Consider the following 15,550-nt stretch of genomic DNA (forward strand, 5'->3'; position numbering starts at 1 on the left):
GAGGTCCTCAAGATGCTATCCCGGCCATCATCAGGCCGAGTTTCTGTTCGTCCGCCGTCGGCGTGGTTTCGCCGACGACTTCGCCGACGAACATCACCAGGATGCGGTCGGCAAGGGCGCGGATCTCGTCAAGCTCCACGGATACGAGCAGCACCGCCTTGCCGCTGTCGCGCATGTCGATGATGCGGCGGTGGATGAACTCGATCGCGCCGATATCGACGCCGCGGGTCGGCTGGCCGACAAGCAGGATGTCCGGATCGCGCTCGATCTCGCGGGCGACCACGATCTTCTGCTGGTTGCCGCCGGAGAAATTGGCGGTCTTCAGCATGGGGTTTGGCGGACGGATATCGTATTTCTCGATCTTCTCGCGGGCGTCATCGAGGATCGCCTGACGGTCGAGCACCCCGGCGCGGCCGTATTTCTCGAGATGATGATAGCCGAGAATATTGTTCTCGCGCTCCTCGAACGGCAGGATCAGACCCATATGGTGGCGGTCCTCGGGAATATGGGCAACGCCTGCGTGCCGGATCTTCGCCGGATCGGCGTGAACGACCTTCCTGCCATCGATCCAGATTTCGCCGGAATGCGGCTTGCGAATGCCCGACAGCGCCTCCAGCAGCTCCGACTGGCCGTTGCCTGCGACGCCGGCAATCCCGACGATCTCGCCCTTGCGCACATCGAAGGAGACGTTCTTGACCATCGGCACGCCGCGGCTGTCGTGAACGGTGAGGTTGCGCACCGAAAGCGCGACATCGCCCGGCTTGGCCTCGCCCTTTTCCACGCGCAGCAGCACCCGGCGGCCAACCATCAGTTCGGCAAGCTCCTCCACCGTCGTCTCGGCGGTCTCGCGGGTCGCAACCATCTCGCCGCGGCGCATGACGGAGACCTTGTCGGTGATCGCCATGATCTCGCGCAGCTTGTGGGTGATGAAAATGATGGTCTTGCCCTGGTCGCGCAGCATGCCGAGGATGCGGAACAGGTGATCGGCTTCCGACGGCGTCAGCACGCCGGTCGGCTCGTCGAGAATCAGGATTTCGGCGCCGCGAAACATCGCCTTCAGGATTTCGACGCGCTGTTGCAGGCCGACCGGCAATTCCTCGATCACGGCGTCGGGGTCGACCTCCAGGCCGTATTCCTCTTCAAGCCGCTTCAGTTCCTTGCGGGCCGCACTTGCGCCCTTGGCAAGCAGCGCGCCGCCCTCAGCGCCGAGCATGATGTTTTCCAGAACGGTGAAATCCTCCACCAGCATGAAGTGCTGATGGACCATGCCGATGCCGGCATCGATCGCGACATCGGTGTCGGCGATCACCAGCTTTTCGCCATTCACCCGGATCTCGCCGTTATCGGCTTGGTAGAAGCCGTAGAGAATCGACATCAGCGTGGACTTGCCCGCCCCGTTTTCGCCGATAATGCCGTGGATCGTGCCCTTCTCAACCGTGAGATTGATGTCCTTGTTGGCATGGACCGGGCCAAAGCTTTTGTCGATGCCGATGAGTTCGATCGCGGGGCTCAAATGCTCTTACTCTCCAACAGGTCTTGCCGCAGCCATTGACAGGCGGGCAGGTTGACGCCGCCCGCTTGACGAAAAAAGCGCGGGGCGGAAATCAAAAGGCGGGCGTCTGCAACACGCGCAGACGCCCGCCAGGGTTCACATCAATAGGGGCAGGTATTGTCGACGGCGTAGTCGTGGACTTCGATCTCGCCGGAGATGATGCCTTCCTTCGCCTTTTCGACGGCGGCCATCATGTCTTCGGTGATCAGCGCCTTGTTGTTGTCGTCATAGGCCCAGCCCACGCCGTCCTCGGCAACACCGAGGCTGTTGACGCCGGCTTCGAAATTGCCGTCCTGGCTCGCCTTGAAGGCATCGTAGACGGCGTTGTCGACGCGCTTGACCATCGAGGTCAGAACCGAACCCGGATGAACGTAGTTCTGGTTGGAATCGACGCCGATCGAATATTTCTCGGCGTCAGCCGCGGCCTGCAGCACGCCGAGACCGGAGGCGCCGGCTGCCGCGTAGATCACGTCGGCGCCCTGGTCCATCTGGTTCTTGGTGAGCTCGCCGGCCTTGACCGGGTCGTTCCAGGCAGCACCGGTAGTGCCGACGAAATTGCGCAGCACCTTGACGTTTTCATTGGCCGCATGGGCGCCCTGGGCATAGCCGCAGCCGAATTTGTGGATCAGCGGAATATCCATGCCGCCGACAAAGCCGACCGTGCCGGTTTCCGATTTCATCGCGCCGAGCAGGCCGACCAGATAGGAGCCCTGCTCTTCCTTGAAGACGACGGACTGGACGTTCGGCGCATCGATCACGTCATCGACGATGTAGAATTCGGTATCGGGAAACTGCGGCGCGATCTTTTCGACCGCCGACTTCCAGGCGAACGACAGCGCCACGACCGGGTTGAAGCCCATCGAGGCAAAGTTCAGGATCGCCTGTTCGCCCTGTGCATCGCCGGTGGGTTCGAAATCGCGGTATTCAACGCCGGTGTCGGCCTTGAACTTCTCGGCGCCGTTATAGGCGGATTCATTGAAGGATTTGTCGAACTTGCCGCCCGTGCCGTAGACCAGCGCCGGTTTGAAATCGGCGGCCAGCGCGGTGGTCGACATGGCGGCTACAGCCATAAGGCTCAAAATGGTCTTCTTCATATCGCAGCTCTGTTCCCTGTGCGTGAAACCCTGAGATCCCGGCCCCTGTCCGGGAAGGTCGCCGGCGCGCAATGGCCGACCCTGCCATCATCGTTGCACGGCTCAGACAAAATTTCATCACAAAATTTGCCCGAAGGGTAAAAAATGGCGGGTGGTTATCAACAGGACAGGATAAGAGAAAAGGGAGCGTTCACGCTCCCTTGGAGCGTGAACGCTCCCTTCAGCAAACTCGGTTGGCAGTGGCCGTTCGTGTCAGCCGATCGGGCAGGAGACGCCGGTGCCCCTGAGCCCGCAATAGCCGGCAGGGTTCTTGGCCAGATATTGCTGGTGATAATCCTCGGCCGGATAGAATGCGCCAGCCTTCGCGATTTCCGTGGTGATCAGGTCGGCCCGGCCGCTTTCCTTCAGCGCGGACTGGAAGCGATCGCGCACGCGTTCGGCAAGCTTGAGGTCGTCCGCGTCCTCAAGGTAGATCGCGGAGCGATAGGTGGTTCCGATATCATTGCCTTGGCGCATGCCCTGGGTCGGGTCATGGGCCTCGAAGAAGATCGCGAGCAATTGTTCGAGGCTTACCTGCTGCGGGTCATAGACCACGCGCACCACCTCTGTGTGGCCGGTCAGCCCCGTGCAGGTTTCCTCATAGGTCGGGTTGGGGGTGATTCCGCCGGAATAGCCGGCGACGGTCACATAGACACCAGGCGTCTGCCACAACAGCCGTTCCGCGCCCCAGAAGCACCCCATGCCAAGCATCACTTCCTTCAGGTGATCGGGATAGGGCGGGGCGAGCGGACGGCCGTTGACGAAATGCTCGCGCGCCGTGGGGATCGGCTCGGCGCGGCCGGGCAGCGCGGTCTCGGCCGTCGGCAGCGTGGTCTTTTCCTTTTTCAGGGTCGAGAGAAACATCTGATTCTCCTTTGAACGGGTAGGCCGGCTCCGCTTTTCCTGCGCCGCGGAACGACGGCGATAGATGCATATTAGATAAGCATCGAAACGATCGGGCACAAGTTCCGGTTCCGCGGCCGGCCGCCAGAGCCGCGCAATTGCCGACCGGCCGCAATCATTTCAGGAAACTGACAAATTCGGGTTGATCATCGCGCGTTCATCGGTATATATCGCGCCGTTCCCGCCGCTCGGCCTCGCCGAAGCAGGCATCGAACGGACAGGTGGCCGAGTGGTCGAAGGCGCACGCCTGGAACGCGTGTATACGGGCAACCGTATCGAGGGTTCGAATCCCTCTCTGTCCGCCATCCAGTTCAACAAATTATTGATTTTTATTGTTATTCGTCTTTTTCTTGTCCAGGTTCCCGCTTCGATGGGACGGGGTTTGCTCGCTTTTTTCCCAGCGATGGCCTTGAGGCCGTGGCTGAGCATGGTCTCGAGGAGCGACAAGAGGCGTCGTCTGCCGTGCGCACCGACGGGAGAGGCTTGCGTGCGTTCTCGCGGTTGCCCTGCACGGCATCGCACGGAGATGTGGAAGAGGCATCCCGATCGTCAGCCGGTTTCCTCCGGCTGGTATTCCAGGATATCGCCCGGCTGGCAGTCGAGCGCGGCGCAGATCCTTTCGAGCGTTTCAAAGCGCACGCCCTTCACCTTGCCCGAGCGCAGCAGCGAAATATTCTGTTCTGTGATGCCGACATGTTCGGCAAGCACCTTCGCCCGCATCTTGCGGCGGGCGAGCATGACATCGAGATTGACAATGATCGGCATGGGTCAGACGAAACGCTCGTAGTCTTCGTTGATCGCGGTGGCGAGAACCATCACATGGCCCATCACGAACAGGAACCCGGCAAGCAGGAAAAGCATCAGCTGGTCGCTGCCAAGCCCGATTGATATCGCCCGCGCGCCGGGAGGATTGGCAAGCGTTGCCAAGAGCGTCGCGACCGGACGCAGGACCATGCCCGCAATCGCGCCGGTAAGCGCGATCAGCCCCGCGCGGCGCATAAGGGCGGCCGCCTCATAGGAAAACGGGCGCTCGCGCTGCAGCCGGTCGAAAAGCTGCCAGACGGTCTGCAGCCCCGCGAGAACCAGACCCGCCAGGATCGCCGCGATGGCGACGAAAGCAAGTCCGATCGCCGGGGTGATGGTCACGGCGACGTTCAGGTCGAGAGCGTCCGCCAGCCATGCGGCGAGCCCGTCCGGGCGGAAAAGCGTCGTCCAGGCCACGTAGATCAGGCCGGCTGCAAGCATAGCCTGAAGAACCCGCGTCAGGCGTTTCATCCGCTTGCACAGCCGGATCATGGCGGGGAAATTTTGGGTGTTCATCACGAGGCCTCTTGATTGACGATATAAAATTATCATAAAACAATAATAAATATCTGTCAATCGAGAGGAATGTCATGCTTCGTCGTTTCTTGCTTTGCGCCTTCTGTTGCGCCGTCCTGGCGCTTCCGGCTGCCTGTTCCACCATTGGCGGCGGCGGACCGCAAGCGCTTGAAGCCGCATCGCCGCTCGATGCCGATCCAGATGCGCTTGTTGTCGCGTTGACCAAGCCGACAGCGCTGCCGGTGGGAGACGGCGATCTCGCCCTTCAGCTCAGTTGGGCGGTTCCCGGGCGAGAGGCGCTGGAAGAGCAGGCGGGCCTGCAGGTGGAGCGCCGCCTCGACGCCGCGCCCGGCCGCGATACGGTCGAACTCGTGCTTGCTCCCGATGATGCAGAGCGCATGTCGGCGCTGTTGTCCAAGATCAGAGCGGACAAAGAGACGGGCATTGAAGGCAAGGGCGCGTTTTCCGTTTCCTTCACGGCGCGCTGTGTGGATGGCGGCGCGGATCTTGCCGACATGGTCGTGGATGTCACGCTCACGCTCCGGCCCGGCGAGCCCGCTATTCCGCTGCTGAAGAACGCGAAGTTCGGAGCGCTTCTGGCGGCGCGCGGCATCGAGCGTCTGCCGGATTGCCGGCGTGGCGCGTGAGCGCGGTGATAGCAAACGGGTCGGCGGCAATACCGCAACCTGCCGCCGGACAAGCTGATATCGATCCGCCTGCCGATACTGATCCGGGTCGGCAGGATATCTCCGCGCTCGCCGATGGTTAGAGCGCCGTGCATCCATTCGGATTCGCCAAGCACGATGCTGTAGCCTGGAATACGAGATGGATTGCCGCCGGGTTTTCGATGAACCTGTTTTCTGAACGCCGCGAAACGGTCGGGTTCGCCCCCTTGCGCTATCATGTTGTCAGGCGCGCGCCGGCCCCGCTCTCTCCAGCGCCAGTCGCGCCTTCCTGTGTTCTGCCTGCACGTCCGGGTCGGGATCGAGGCCGGCGGCGAGGAGGCGTTGGGTGTAGCGTTCCTGCGGGTTTTCGAAAATCTGGCGGACGCTGCCCTGTTCGACGATCTCGCCGCGCTGCATCACCAGCACACGGTCGGCGAAATCGCGCACCACGGGCAGGTCGTGGGCGATGAAGATGAAGGCGATGCCAAGCCGGTCGCGCAGTTCGCCGAGAAGGGCGATCACCTGCGCCTGGATCGAGACGTCGAGCGCCGAGACCGCCTCGTCGCAGATGATCACTTCCGGCTCGAGCGCAAGCGCGCGGGCGATCGCGATGCGCTGGCGCTGGCCGCCGGAAAACTGGTGCGGATGACGCGCAGCATGCTCGGGTTTCAGCCCAACCTGCTGCAGCAGTTCATCCACCCGGTCGCGCCATTTTGCCTTGGGCAGGATCTCGGGATGGATCACCCAGGCCTCGGAGATGATCTGGTAGATCGACATATGCGGGTTGAGCGACTGCGTCGGGTCCTGGAAGACCATCTGCAGGTGACGGCGGACCGCGCGCATCTGCCGGTGCGATTTCGTCAGCAGGTCCTCGCCCTTCCACAGCACTTTGCCGCCCGATGCCTCCTCGAGCCTCAGGATCAGCTTGGCGACGGTCGATTTGCCCGAGCCGCTTTCGCCGACGACGGCGAGCGTTTCGCCGGCATGAAGTTCGAAATCGGCACCCTTCAGCGCGGTGAACGCGCCGTAGGTCTTTGTGAGGCCTAAGACCTGCAGGATCGGCTGGCGGTCGTTTTCACCCGTGCGCATCTCGCCCTTGCCGGGGGCTGCGGCCAGTAGTTTCCGGGTATAGGGGTGTTGGGCATTGTGGTAGAGCTCGCGCGGCGTGCCGGTCTCCACGATCCTTCCGCCTTCCATCACCACGGCCCGATCCGCCGCCTCGGCGACGACGCCGAGATCATGGGTGATCAGCAAGAGACCCATGCCGGTTTCCGCCTGCAGCTCCTCCAGCAGCGACAGCACCTCCGCCTGCACGGTGACGTCGAGCGCGGTCGTCGGCTCGTCGGCGATCAGGATATCGGGTTTCAGTGCCAGCGCCATGGCGATCATCAGCCGCTGGCGCTGACCGCCGGAAAACTGATGCGGATATTTCTTCAGCGCGGCCGCGGCGTCGGGAATGCCGACCCGTTCCATCAGCTTCAGGGCGCGTGCGAAGGCCTCGTCCTTGCCCTTGCCGTGGCACATCGCCGCCTCGGCAATCTGCCAGCCGACCGGATAGACCGGGTTCAGGTGGCTGAGCGGGTCCTGGAAGATCATCGCGATCCGCTTGCCGTTGATCCGGCGGCGTTCCTCGCTGGAAAGCGTCAGCAGGTCGCGGCCCTCGAACAGCACCTCGCCGCTCATGATCTCGCCGGGCGGGCAGTCGATCAGGTTCATGATCGCCGACGCCGAGACCGATTTGCCCGAGCCGCTTTCGCCGAGGATCGCCAGCGTCTCGCCCCGGTCGAGATGCCACGACACATCATTGACCGCGTCGACCGGGCCGCGGGCGGTGTGGAAGCGGACCGAGAGATTGCGTACCTGAAGGAGGTGGGAACTAGCCATTGGACTTGCCTCCGATTTCGAGCCGCCAGCGCTGGGTCGGGTTCAGCGCGATCCGCATCCAGCTTGAAAGCAGGTTGAGCGACATGGTGGTCAGGATGATTGCAAGGCCGGGCCAGAAGGCGAGCCACCATGCGCTTGTCAGATATTGCCGCCCCTGGCTCACCATCAGCCCCCAGGTGATCTCCGGCGGCTGGATGCCGATGCCGAGGAAGGAGAGGGCGGATTCGGCCAGCATGACGAAGGCGAAGTCGAGCGTGGCGATGGTCAACAGCGTCGGCAGCACCACCGGCAGGATGTGAAACAGCACGATGCGCAGATTGGACGCGCCCATGACCTGCGCCGCCTGCACGAACATGCGCTTGCGCACCTCCAGCACCTCGGCGCGGGTTGTGCGCAGGTAGATCGGGATGCGGGTGATGGCGAGCACCAGCACCAGATTGGCAATCGACGGCTCCAGCACGTAAAGCACGGTCACGGCCAGCAGCAGCGAGGGGAACGACATGATGACGTCGGCAAGCCGCATGATGATTTCGCTGTGCCATCTGTCGCGATAGCCGGCGATGAGGCCGAGCGTGGACCCGATCACCAGCGAGGCGGCGACCGCGCCGGCCGAAACCACCATGGTGTTGCGGGCTGCGACGATGATGCGGGCGAGAAGCGGCCGGCCCAGCGCATCGCCGCCAAGCAGATAGAGAAAGCCACGGTCGAACGAGAATGGCGGCGCGTTGCGGGCGCGCAGGTTCTGCTTGGCCGCAACGCCATCGAGCAGCATCGGCCCGAAGATCGCGCAGGCCACGATGACGGTCAGAAACAGCACGGCCGCAAAGGCGAACTTGTCGGCCCACAGCATTTTGAGGAAGCGCCGCAATGCGCCCGGTTCCTGCCTGGAAACGGCCGGACGCTCCGCTCGGGCCTCTGTCGTGGTATCGCTCATCGGCGTCCCTCAGGTTCGTATGCGCGGATCGAGCACCGCATAGGCAAGGTCGATCAGGAGGTTCATGATGAAGATCGCGATCGCGGTCACCATGATTGCGGCCAAGATGACGTTGAAATCGCGCTGCATGATGGAATCGATCATCAGCTTGCCGACGCCGGGAAAGCCGAAGATCGTCTCCACCACCACCGCGCCGTTCAGAAGGGCCGCCGCCTGATCGCCAATCACGGTGATCACCGGCAGCATGGCATTGCGCAGCGCATGGACGAAGATGATCGGCCGGTTCTTCACGCCCTTGGCCCGCGCCGTCTTCACATAGGCCGAGCCGAGCGCGTTGATCATCGATCCGCGCACGATCTGCAGGATCAGCCCGAAAGGCCGGATGAACAGCACGGCGACTGGCAGGACCCAATGCCAGGGGGTGCCCGTACCCGAAGTCGGAAGCCAGCCAAGGGTGACGGAAAAGATCACGATGCCGACGATCGCTACCCAGAAATCCGGTGCCGATGCGCCGATCAGCGACAGGACGGAGGCCGCACGGTCGAACCAGGTGCCAACATTGAAGGCCGCAATCGCGCCGACCGTGATGGCGGCGGCTGTGACCAGAACCATGGTGATGAAGGCAAGCTGCAGCGTCCAGGCAAAGGCCTCGATGACCACTTGCAGCGCGGGGCGGGCCTTCCTCAGGCTCTCGCCGAAATCGAGCCGGGCGATATCGGTGACATAGTGCCAGAACTGCACCAGGACAGGATCGTTCAGGCCGTGGATCTCGCGGAAGTTCTCGCGCATCGTCTCGGATGCGTCGACCGGCAGGTAGAGCGATGTCGGATCGCCGGTCAGCCGGGACAGGAAGAACACAAGCACGATCAGGACCAGCAGCGAGACGAAGCTCGTCAACCCGCGTTTTCCCAGCGTTTTCTTCATCGTGTTCTCTCGTTTTTCAAAAGGGAAGCACGCGCGGGAGGACCGCGCGCGCTCTTTTCTTGACAGACCTTACTTCAGGCCGATTTCGGCAAGCTGAAGCTGGCTGTTGGTCGCGATCGTCGGCGTGAAGTCGACATCCTCGCCGACGCGGGCGAAGCCTACCATGTGGAACAGCAGCACGTCCGCAATCACCTCGTCATGCAGGTAGCCGAAGAGTTCCGACCACAGCGCGTCGCGCTCCTCGCCGGTTGCCGCGGTTGCTTCCTCGATCAGCTCGTCGGCATGCGCGTCGGCTATGCCGGACTGGCGGCCTTCGGAGTGGTATTTGAAGAACATCGAGAATACCGGATCGCCGCGCGAATTGTCATGCTGCGCGCCGACCAGGATCGGGCCGCGGTCATCGACATAGGGCTTGGAGTAGAACTGTTCGTGTTCCGCCACCTCGACCATCTGGAGCTTCACGTTGAAGCCCGCCTCGTTCAGCATGCTGGTGATCGCCTCGTAGAATTCGGTCGCGCCGGGGAAGTTGCCGGTGCGGCCGACCAGCAGGATCTCGGTGTCCACCGGAACGCCGTCGGCGGCGGCTTCCTCGAGAAGCGCGCGGGCGCGTTCGGGATCATAGGGCCAGGCCTCGGTGTCCGGGTTCCATCCGAGCGTCGTCGGTACGTTGATCGCCGTTGCGATGTCCGCGCCTTCGGGCAGGATGGTGCCGATGAAGGCTTCCCGGTCGATGGCAATGTTCAGCGCCTCGCGCACCCGCTTATCGGAAAGCGGCGGTACGGAATGATCGATCCGCAGATAGGTCGTTTCCGAGTTCGGATAGGCGTGGTCGAGATCGGTGGTCGCGTCGATGGCCGAGATCGACGGCGCGATGTCGGCCTCGCCGGTCTCCACCATGGCGGCGCGCACGGCGGCGTCGGATCTGAAGACATATTCCGCGGTTTCCACGGCCGGCGCTTCGCCCCAATAGTCGTCGCGGCGCGTCAGCGTGATGGACTGGCCCGGCGTCCAGTCGGAAAGCACGTAAGGCCCAGTGCCGACCGGTTCGCGGGTGAATTCGACCGGCGTTTCCGACGGCACGATGGTCAGCAGCGAAAGCAGAAGCGGCAGGATCGGCTGCGCGGGATCGGTGGTGAAGTCGATCGTGTGCTCGTCGACAACCGAAGGCGTGATCGTGATCCCGTCATAATAGCGCGAGATCTCGCAGACGATCTGGTCGCTCTGCGCCCTGTCGAAGGAGTGCTTCACGTCTTCGGCATCGAAGGCCGAACCGTCGGAGAAGGTAACGCCCTCGCGCAGGTGGAAGCGCCAGGTGTTGTCGTCGGTCATCTCCCAGCTTTCCGCCAGGCGCGGTTTCAGCCCCTCATCGCCGCGAACGTCGAGTTCCGTCAGCGTTTCGGAGATGTTCTGGAGCACGATGCGCCCGATATTGGAGCGCGTCGCCATGCATGGCTCGACAAGATCCGGCTCTTCCGCCAGCACGACGGTGACCGACCCTTCCTCCTGTGCAAAGGCCGGCGTCAGCGATGACGCCAGCAAAAGCCCGGCAAGCAAAGTTCTGCGTTTCATTGTTTTCCTCCTCCAGGAACGTCGCAGCATAACGTCGTTCAGGCCCTTGCGCCGCTGCGCGCGCAAAAAAAAGGTCTGACATGGCCCGCATGAGTCCGGTTGCGATGCCGGATCAAACTTTCCGCAATATTGGTAAAGTTGATAACCTTTGTCAAACGCCTTCTCGGTTTAATTGGCGGGCCTGAATTCGATACCGTGTTAAATTAATGAATTATATATATAAATTTGTTGGCGTGAATCCGATGTCGAGAATATTGCCGAAAACTTCAACTTGACAACTTGTTTTGTGGCCTGTTTTTTGGAGGCCGGAATCAAGTGGAGGAGCATGTGCATGACGCCGGAGGATATCGCCGGGAAGATGACGGGAAGATTTGAGGCGCGTCCGGATGGCAGGCAGGCCGTTCTTCCGGCGCCGACCGTGCAGAACCATGCAGCCTTTCTGTCGCGCCTGCCGGACGGACGTCTCGCCTGCGTCTGGTTCGGCGGCACGCTGGAAGGCAAGTCCGACATTTCCATCCACGCCTCGCTGCTCGATCCTGAAGCGGCGGGATGGGGCGAGGCGGTGCGGCTGACGGATGATCCCGGCCGTTCGGAACAGAATCCGGTGATTTTCGTGACGCCAAAAGGCGATATCCTGCTTTTCAATACAGCCCAGCCCGCCGGCAATCAGGATGAGTCTCGGGTGTTCATGCGCCGACTCACGCTGGAAGGCGGCCGGCTGGCGGCGGCTGACGCGCGCGACACTGGCCTGCCGCCCGGCACCTTCGTGCGCGCCGCTCCCTTTGTGCGCGATGACGGTGCCTGGTGCCTGCCGCTCTTCCGTTGCAACCCGCGCCCCGGCATTCGCTGGACCGGCGCCTTCGATACCGCGGCTGTCGCCGTCAGCACGGATGATGGCGAAAGCTGGGAGGTCGTCGACGTTCCGGACTCGGCCGGGTCCGTGCACATGACGCCGGTGAGCCTGGGCGGAGGCGAGATGATCGCGCTTTATCGCCGGCGCCAGTCCGATTTCGTTCATCGCTCCGAAAGCCATGACGGCGGGCGGAGCTGGAGCGCGCCCACGCCGACGGATGTGCCGAACAATAACAGTTCCGTCAACGCCGTGCGCCTTGAGGGGGGGGGCGTGGCCATGGTCTGCAATCCGGTCTCGGCCGCGCAATCGGCAGCGCGCCGCGCCTCGCTCTATGACGAGTTGGAGGCAGACGACGCCCGGCCGGAGGCGACCGAAGGCTGTAACCCGATCTGGGGCGTGGAGCGCGCGCCGCTCACGCTCTGTCTTTCGGGCGATGGCGGCCGCACCTTTCCGGTGCGCTACACGATCGAGGACAGCCCCGGCGCCTGCCTCAGCAACAATTCGCTTGATGGCCGCAACAAGGAGCTTTCCTACCCCGTGCTGCTGCCGCGCGACGATGGCGGGCTCGATATCGCCTACACGCTTTACCGCCGGGCCATCCGGCATGTCGCGCTCGATGCCGCAACAGTCGCGACGCTTGTCGCGCAGGTTCCGGACCGCCGGACGTGAAAGGAGAGAAAATGAACAGCATGGATCGCCCGATCACGCTCCACCAGCCGAAGCGACTTGAAGTCGGCGTCGGCACCGCGGCAGGCCTCGGCGCGTGGGCGGCCGAGGCAAAACGGCCGTTCGTCATCGCCGGCGGCCCCACGGCCGATTATGTCGAGCGGCTTCGTCTTCCAGGCGATGTCCGGGTCTATGCCGAAGCCCCGCCGGAGCCCGATCTTCCCGCCTTCGAGGCGGTTCTGGAAGCAGCGCGGGCGCACGAACCGGACCTGATCGTGGGCCTTGGCGGCGGCTCCGTTCTCGATGTCGCCAAGCTGACGGCGGCGCTCTGGGACGGGTCGCAATCCGTCCGCGATGTCGTCGGTCCGAACAAGGTCGCCGGCAGACGCACGCCGCTGGCGCAGGTGGCGACCACGGCGGGCACCGGCTCGGAAGCCGGCATCCGCGCGCTTTTGACCGATCCCGAGACCAAGTCGAAACTCGCGGTCGAAAGTCCGTTCCTGCTCGCCGATATCGCCATCCTCGATCCGGAGCTCACCTATTCCGTGCCGCCGGCGGTAACGGCGGCGACGGGGATCGACGCGCTCGCCCATTGCGTCGAGGCTTTCACCAATATCCGCGCCCACGACCTGATCGATGGCTACGCCCGACTCGGCATCGGCCTGATCGGCCAATATCTCGGCCGCGCTGTGGAAAACGGAAATGACGCGGAGGCGCGCGCTGGCATGATGCTGGCCTCCTATTACGGCGGCATCTGCCTGGGGCCGGTCAATACGGCGGCGGGCCATGCGCTCTCCTATCCGCTCGGCACCCGGCTCGGCCTTCCGCACGGGCTCGCAAACGCCATCATCTTTCCGCATGTGCTGGCCTTCAACCAGCCGGTGGCGGTGGAAAAGACTGGCGAAATCATGGCCGCGCTCGGCCTTGCGGCGGAAACGGCGGAAGCTGTGCACAGCGCCGCCCATCAATTCTGCGCGCGTCTCGGCGTCGAGATGCGGCTTGCCGCCCACGGGGCCAACGAGGCGGATCTGCGGCTTTGGGCCGAGGAAGCCCACGCCATCCGCAGGCTGATGGACAACAACCCGCGCGACATGTCGGTTGATGACGTCGATGCGATCTATCGGGCGGCGTTCTAGGCTTTGCCACAAACGGGAGCGCGGCTGTCGTCGCCGCCTCCATCCCGTTTTTCAGAGGGAGAGATCGAACAGGCCGCCGCCGAAAAGCCGCTCGCGCGAGTGCTCGATATGGGCGCGCATGGCGGCGCGGGCGGCATCCGGCGCACGTTCCCTGATGGCGGTGTAGATCGCCTTGTGTTCGGCCAGCACCTCCTCCAGCGCCCAGGCGCCATCGGACATCAGCGTCTCGCCGTGGAGCTTCATGCCGACATAGATATGGTCGCGCAGCGCCTTCAGCGTTTCGCCGTAATACTGGTTGTTGGTAGCCTGGGCGACCGACTGGTGAAAGGCGAAATCGGCATCCTCGCGGTGAAGCTGCTGGCCGGTCGCATCCGACAGCAGGTGCAGCGCCCGTTCCATTTCGGCGAGTGCGGCCTCGTTACGCCTAAGCGCCGCAAGGGCGGCAGCATCGGTCTCGACGGTAAGGCGGAATTCGTAACAGCGCTGGATATCGGCGATGGTTTCGACGGGGGTGTAGCCGAGCGCCGTTTCGCGCTTGATCCGCACGAAATTGCCGGCGCCCTGGCGCGAATAGATCAGCCGCTCGTCTCGCAGCCGCTCCAGCGCCACGCGCAGCACCGGGCGCGATACGCCGAACTTGACCGACAAATCCTTTTCCGCCGGCAGTTTTTCATTGGCGCCGTAATCACCGCGCATGATCCGCCCGCGCAACGCCTCATAGACCTTGTCTGACAGCGAGGTGCGCCGTTGCGCGGTGCCGCGATCCGCGTCCTGGTTCAGATTGTCGGTCATCGCATGTCCTTTTCGTCATCGCCGCTCTCCGCCTTTGCCTCGACAAAGAGCTCGGCGAGAAGCGACGGCGTACCAAAACCGCCCGATTTTGTCACGAGTTGTAAATTTCCCCAAGGTGCGGCGGCATGGCTGATCGGCAGACCGGGCCGCAATTCGGCGGCCACTTGTAAACTTCGGATGCCGAGGCGGTCCAGAATGCCGTTGCAGCTCTCGCCGCCCGCCACCAGCAGAGACTGTGGCCAGAGCGCGTTGAGCAGGCGGCTCGCGCCATCGCAGAAGCGGGCGCCGGCCGCTTCGCCGGCAAGGCCGCCGCCGCCGTCACAGATGGATAGCACGAGCGGCAGTTCAGCCTCTGTCATCGCCGGAACCGCGCCATCGGGCGCATCGACCAGCGGCGTCAGCGCCCGCAGGCGCTCGATCTGCGCCACCGTGATCGGGTCGCGCGATCCGTTGATAATCATCAGCGGCGGCGCGAGCCGGAAAGGCTGTGTTTCGGCATGCCCGGCGGTGCGCGCCAGCGCAAAGGCAAGGCCGCGGGCGCCAACCCAGAGCACGCCGGAACCGGCGGAACCGACAAGGTTATCCATGTCGCGGTCGCTTTCGGCATCCGGAATTTTGGCCGAAACGCCGATGCGGGAGGCCACGTCGATCGGTGCGGCAATGCCGTCACCGCTCAGCGTGCCACCCGTTACGCGGCGGCCCATCGTCGGGATCGCCGGAGCCGCAACGATGGCGCGCGCGCCGAGGGCGGCCTGCAGCACGGCCATTTCGGCGGCGATATTGCCCTTGAGCCGCGAGTCGACCTTCTTCATGATGACCGGAACATCGGCCACCGGCAGGCGGCCGAGGGCCGCAGCCACCCGTTCTGCCGCTTCCTCCGCGTCGCATTCCCTGCTTGCCGTGTTGACGGCGATCACATCCGGCGATTGCTTCAGAAGCGCTGGAATGGCGTCCGAACTGCGCGCCACCAGCACGGATCGCCCCGGTCCCGCAAAGGCGACGCTCGAATCGAGCGCGCCCGTCAGGTCATCGGCTATGATCAGAACATCCGGCGGCACGATTGTCTCCTGAGGTTGTCATTATTGTTACGGCTCGATCTTGCGATAAAAAGAAGATAAATTTCAAGGTGAAATGGCGTTCTTCATTAATTTATGCGTTGGTTATTGAAACCTGTTTACCTATAAGTTAAATGTCGGCGACGCGTCGTTCTCGGGAGGCC

At 63.2% G+C, this 15,550-nt stretch carries 14 protein-coding genes and 1 tRNA gene; 4 read left to right on the forward strand and 11 right to left on the reverse strand.

The features are described from left to right. Positions 1-7: 7 nt before the first annotated feature. The 3 genes from V6766_RS00250 to msrA all read right to left on the reverse strand — a co-directional run bounded on the left by V6766_RS00250 (position 8) and on the right by msrA (position 3,549). Positions 8-1,513 carry an ABC transporter ATP-binding protein gene (locus V6766_RS00250; RefSeq protein WP_448462470.1) on the reverse strand — a complete coding sequence of 502 codons (1,506 nt, stop codon included), beginning with the start codon at positions 1,511-1,513 and terminating at the stop codon, positions 8-10. Positions 1,514-1,653: 140 nt separating this feature from the next. Next, the gene (locus V6766_RS00255; protein WP_448432273.1) at positions 1,654-2,646 is read right to left on the reverse strand and encodes a BMP family lipoprotein; all 993 of its coding nucleotides are present in this window, start codon (positions 2,644-2,646) and stop codon (positions 1,654-1,656) included. Positions 2,647-2,898: 252 nt separating this feature from the next. Beyond that, positions 2,899-3,549 carry a peptide-methionine (S)-S-oxide reductase MsrA gene (msrA, locus tag V6766_RS00260; RefSeq protein ID WP_448462472.1) on the reverse strand — a complete coding sequence of 217 codons (651 nt, stop codon included), beginning with the start codon at positions 3,547-3,549 and terminating at the stop codon, positions 2,899-2,901. A gap of 254 nt (positions 3,550-3,803) precedes the next feature. Here msrA and V6766_RS00265 point away from each other — a divergent pair. Further along, a tRNA-Ser gene (locus tag V6766_RS00265) sits at positions 3,804-3,893 on the forward strand. A 244-nt stretch (positions 3,894-4,137) separates the two neighbouring features. Here V6766_RS00265 and V6766_RS00270 read toward each other — a convergent pair. Together V6766_RS00270 and V6766_RS00275 are read right to left on the reverse strand one after the other, a co-directional pair. Further along, on the reverse strand, positions 4,138-4,353 hold the full coding sequence (locus tag V6766_RS00270) for a helix-turn-helix domain-containing protein (protein WP_018062957.1): 216 nt from the start codon (positions 4,351-4,353) through the stop codon (positions 4,138-4,140). Positions 4,354-4,356: 3 nt separating this feature from the next. Continuing rightward, entirely contained in the window at positions 4,357-4,908 is a 552-nt protein-coding gene (locus V6766_RS00275) for a DUF2975 domain-containing protein (RefSeq protein WP_448462474.1), read from the reverse strand. 74 nt (positions 4,909-4,982) lie between these two features. Here V6766_RS00275 and V6766_RS00280 point away from each other — a divergent pair, with 74 nt between their 5' ends. Further along, positions 4,983-5,555 (forward strand): hypothetical protein, encoded by a 573-nt coding sequence (locus V6766_RS00280; protein WP_448462476.1) that lies wholly within the window; start codon positions 4,983-4,985, stop codon positions 5,553-5,555. Positions 5,556-5,816: 261 nt separating this feature from the next. On the opposite strand, the gene V6766_RS00285 is transcribed toward V6766_RS00280, so the two are convergent. The 4 genes from V6766_RS00285 to V6766_RS00300 form a co-directional block, all read right to left on the reverse strand. Then, positions 5,817-7,457 (reverse strand): ABC transporter ATP-binding protein, encoded by a 1,641-nt coding sequence (locus V6766_RS00285; RefSeq protein WP_448462478.1) that lies wholly within the window; start codon positions 7,455-7,457, stop codon positions 5,817-5,819. Beyond that, entirely contained in the window at positions 7,450-8,391 is a 942-nt protein-coding gene (locus tag V6766_RS00290; RefSeq protein ID WP_448462480.1) for an ABC transporter permease, read from the reverse strand. Before V6766_RS00290 ends, V6766_RS00285 begins: the two co-directional genes overlap by 8 nt. Before the next feature lie 9 nt (positions 8,392-8,400). Next, positions 8,401-9,315, reverse strand: a complete 915-nt coding sequence (locus V6766_RS00295; protein WP_448462482.1) for an ABC transporter permease — start codon at positions 9,313-9,315, stop codon at positions 8,401-8,403. 69 nt (positions 9,316-9,384) lie between these two features. Next, positions 9,385-10,884, reverse strand: coding sequence for an ABC transporter substrate-binding protein (locus tag V6766_RS00300; protein ID WP_448462484.1), 1,500 nt, complete (start codon positions 10,882-10,884; stop codon positions 9,385-9,387). Positions 10,885-11,215: 331 nt separating this feature from the next. Here V6766_RS00300 and V6766_RS00305 point away from each other — a divergent pair, with 331 nt between their 5' ends. Together V6766_RS00305 and V6766_RS00310 are read left to right on the forward strand one after the other, a co-directional pair. Then, positions 11,216-12,406, forward strand: a complete 1,191-nt coding sequence (locus V6766_RS00305) for a sialidase family protein (RefSeq protein WP_448462486.1) — start codon at positions 11,216-11,218, stop codon at positions 12,404-12,406. A gap of 11 nt (positions 12,407-12,417) precedes the next feature. Beyond that, positions 12,418-13,539 (forward strand): iron-containing alcohol dehydrogenase, encoded by a 1,122-nt coding sequence (locus tag V6766_RS00310; protein ID WP_448462488.1) that lies wholly within the window; start codon positions 12,418-12,420, stop codon positions 13,537-13,539. 51 nt (positions 13,540-13,590) lie between these two features. On the opposite strand, the gene V6766_RS00315 is transcribed toward V6766_RS00310, so the two are convergent. Then, a complete protein-coding gene (locus tag V6766_RS00315; RefSeq protein WP_448462490.1) occupies positions 13,591-14,331 on the reverse strand; it encodes a FadR/GntR family transcriptional regulator in 741 nt (246 codons plus the stop codon). Next, positions 14,328-15,389, reverse strand: a complete 1,062-nt coding sequence (locus V6766_RS00320; protein ID WP_448462492.1) for a four-carbon acid sugar kinase family protein — start codon at positions 15,387-15,389, stop codon at positions 14,328-14,330. The genes V6766_RS00315 and V6766_RS00320 overlap by 4 nt, the downstream gene beginning before the upstream one ends. Positions 15,390-15,550: the final 161 nt, after the last annotated feature.

The organism is Martelella sp. AMO21009 (assembly GCF_053484295.1).

Bases quoted from the DNA above. Each gene is read 5' to 3' on its own strand.
- V6766_RS00255 (WP_448432273.1), bottom strand. From the start codon at position 2,646: ATGAAGAAGACCATTTTGAGCCTTATGGCTGTAGCCGCCATGTCGACC.
- msrA (WP_448462472.1), bottom strand. From the start codon at position 3,549: ATGTTTCTCTCGACCCTGAAAAAGGAAAAGACCACGCTGCCGACGGCC.
- V6766_RS00270 (WP_018062957.1), bottom strand. From the start codon at position 4,353: ATGCCGATCATTGTCAATCTCGATGTCATGCTCGCCCGCCGCAAGATG.
- V6766_RS00275 (WP_448462474.1), bottom strand. From the start codon at position 4,908: ATGAACACCCAAAATTTCCCCGCCATGATCCGGCTGTGCAAGCGGATG.
- V6766_RS00280 (WP_448462476.1), top strand. From the start codon at position 4,983: ATGCTTCGTCGTTTCTTGCTTTGCGCCTTCTGTTGCGCCGTCCTGGCG.
- V6766_RS00285 (WP_448462478.1), bottom strand. From the start codon at position 7,457: ATGGCTAGTTCCCACCTCCTTCAGGTACGCAATCTCTCGGTCCGCTTC.
- V6766_RS00290 (WP_448462480.1), bottom strand. From the start codon at position 8,391: ATGAGCGATACCACGACAGAGGCCCGAGCGGAGCGTCCGGCCGTTTCC.
- V6766_RS00295 (WP_448462482.1), bottom strand. From the start codon at position 9,315: ATGAAGAAAACGCTGGGAAAACGCGGGTTGACGAGCTTCGTCTCGCTG.
- V6766_RS00300 (WP_448462484.1), bottom strand. From the start codon at position 10,884: ATGAAACGCAGAACTTTGCTTGCCGGGCTTTTGCTGGCGTCATCGCTG.
- V6766_RS00305 (WP_448462486.1), top strand. From the start codon at position 11,216: ATGACGCCGGAGGATATCGCCGGGAAGATGACGGGAAGATTTGAGGCG.
- V6766_RS00310 (WP_448462488.1), top strand. From the start codon at position 12,418: ATGAACAGCATGGATCGCCCGATCACGCTCCACCAGCCGAAGCGACTT.
- V6766_RS00315 (WP_448462490.1), bottom strand. From the start codon at position 14,331: ATGACCGACAATCTGAACCAGGACGCGGATCGCGGCACCGCGCAACGG.